Raw genomic sequence first — 2388 nt, 5'->3', positions numbered from 1 at the left:
TGTAGCGCGACGATCTGGGTGAGGTGAGCGCGACAATCTGGATGGGAAGCGTGGGTGTCGCGACGAGGTTGAGCATTGCGGCGTCGTGTGCCGCGAGCAAGGGGTTTCGCATCCTGATTGTCGCGGAGCGTCACTCCGCGGGCGTGTTGGGTGTTGCGCGCGTGGGTGGCCGTCCGGGTCCTTTGCGGCGCTCGACGGCGGCGCGGCGTCGGTAGCTTTCGACGTTGAGCTCGAGGATCGTGGCGTGATGGACGAGCCGATCGACGGCGGCGAGGGTCATGGCGGGATCCGGGAAGATCCGGTTCCACTCTCCGAAGGGCTGGTTGGCGGTGATCAGGACGGATCGGCGCTCGTAGCGGGCGCTGATCAGCTCGAAGAGCACGCTGGTCTCGGCCTGGTCCTTGGTGACGTCGGCGAGGTCGTCGAGGATCAGCAGGTGATACTTGTCGAGCCTGGCGATGGCGGCTTCGAGGGCCAACTCGCGCCGAGCGACCTGGAGCCGCTGGACGAGGTCGGTGGTGCGGGCGAAGAGCACGCGCCAGCCGTTCTCGATGAGGCCGAGGCCGATGGCGGCAGCCAGGTGGCTCTGGCCGCCGCCGGGTGGGCCGAACACCAGCAGGTTGGCGCCCGTCTCGAGCCAGCTGTCGCCGGCGACCAGCGCCATGACCTGGGCCTTCGACAGCATCGGCACGGCGTTGAAGTCGAAGCTGTCGAGGGACTTGACGGGGGGCAGATGGGCCTCGGCGAGATGGCGTTCGATGCGGCGGCGGGCGCGGCTGAGGCGATCTCGTGCTCGGCCAGGGCCACGAGGAAGCGGGCGGCGGGCCAGCCCTCCTTGTCGGCGCGCTCGGCGAAGGCCGGCCAGATATGCCTGATCGCCGGCAGGCGCAGATCGCCAAGCAGCAGGCCAAGCCGGGCGGCGTCGATGGGATCGGTGGCACTCATGCCGCGTCTCCTTCAGCCACGACGGCGGTGAGCGCGTCGTAGGCGCTGAGCGGGGTCAGCGTCACCGTCACCTGGGGCAGTGCCGCGGAGGCCGGCGCGAAGCGGGCCCGGAGCGCATGGATGACGTGCCGGTAGTCGACGACATGGGCGCGGCGGCGGTCGCCATAGCCCCGGCCGCGCGGCAGCGTCATGAGAGGCGTGCCGCCGAGGAAGACGTCGAGCCGATCATCGTGGAGGCGCACGCGCAGTCGGTGGCCGATCAGGCGCGAGGGCACGGTGTAGAAGACCCGCCGCAACATGAAGCCACCCGAGGAGGTGACCGTCACCATGGTCTCCTCGCCGTCCTCCACCCGCCGGGCCGGGAGTGGCCGCAGGACGGCCCGCTCGGCGTCGATGAGCTTGCGGTTGCGCGCGTTGCGTCGGCCGATCAGCTCGTCGACGAAGCGGCGCCAGGCGGCGATCGTGGCGAAGTCGCGCGAGCCGCGCGAGGCACAGCGCGTCCTCGACCGCGCGCTTGAGGTGACCGTGGGCCGCCTCGATCGCGCCGCTCTCATGGGCGATCCCGCGATTGTTGCGGCTGGCCGCCATGCCGTAGTGGGTGCAAAGGGCGTCGTAGCGGGCGGTCCAGTCCTGCTCCACCTCGGCGGCCCGGTTGCGGAAGGCGGCCGACAGGCTGTCGCTGCGGTGCTCGCGCGGCACGCCGCCGAGGGCCCAGAGCGCGTCCTGCAATCCCGCGGCCAGCGCACGAAGCTCTCGCCGCCGAGCACGACATGAGCGTGTTCGAAGCCGCTGAAGGCCAGGCGGACGTGATAAAGCCGGTGCGGCAGCGGAACGCCCGTGACCGTCACGCCGGCGCCGGCCATGTCGGTGAAGTCGGACAGGCCCATCCGGCCGGGCTCGTGGCTTTGGCGAAAGATCACCTCCCGCTCGGGGCCATGCAGCGCACGCCACTGGCGGATGCGCCGCTCCAGCGTCCGCCGAACCCCGATGGCCAGCTCGGGATGCCGGCGCATCAGCTCCTCGAAGACCGCCACCGGCCGCAGGCTCGGGCTCGCCTCCAGCATCGGGACGACCTCGGCCTCGAAGACAGCCGCCAGGGGATCGGGCCGGCGCCGCTCGCGCGGCGCGTGCCTCTCGGAGGGCGGGCGCGGACCTTGGGCGATGCGATGGCCGGTGGCGGCGCTGAACCCGGCGCGGGCCGCGGCCACCGGGATCGGGGTGTTCGGTCGATGCTTCATGAAGAGCCTCATCTGGCGATCGGTCACATGGCGGCCGGGCACGAGCGCTCCTCCAAAACAGAGACAGCTCCCGTGTAACCCGACCGGCCGCGATCGCCCCGTCGGGGCCGAACCTCCGGTCGGGCTACGCCCTCCCTTCAGTTCAGCCCCGACGCATCGCTCTCATCCAGATTGTCGCTCGTGCCTCATCCTGATCGACACGCTC

The 2388-nt window shown here is 70.9% G+C and carries 1 protein-coding gene and 1 pseudogene; both read right to left on the bottom strand.

Going from position 1 to position 2388, the window contains the following annotated elements:
• Positions 1-130: 130 nt before the first annotated feature.
• Positions 131-733, bottom strand: coding sequence for an IS21-like element helper ATPase IstB (istB, locus tag J2Z33_RS18005; protein WP_280922937.1), 603 nt, complete (start codon positions 731-733; stop codon positions 131-133).
• Positions 734-956: 223 nt separating this feature from the next.
• Positions 957-2225, bottom strand: a pseudogene (istA, locus tag J2Z33_RS18595) (IS21 family transposase); the annotation flags it as partial.
• Between the last annotated feature and the right edge of the window lie 163 nt (positions 2226-2388).

Source organism: Rubellimicrobium aerolatum, assembly GCF_017872975.1.
Taxonomy (GTDB): Bacteria; Pseudomonadota; Alphaproteobacteria; order Rhodobacterales; family Rhodobacteraceae; genus Rubellimicrobium; species Rubellimicrobium aerolatum.
This window is presented reverse-complemented; position numbering and strand designations above follow the sequence as displayed.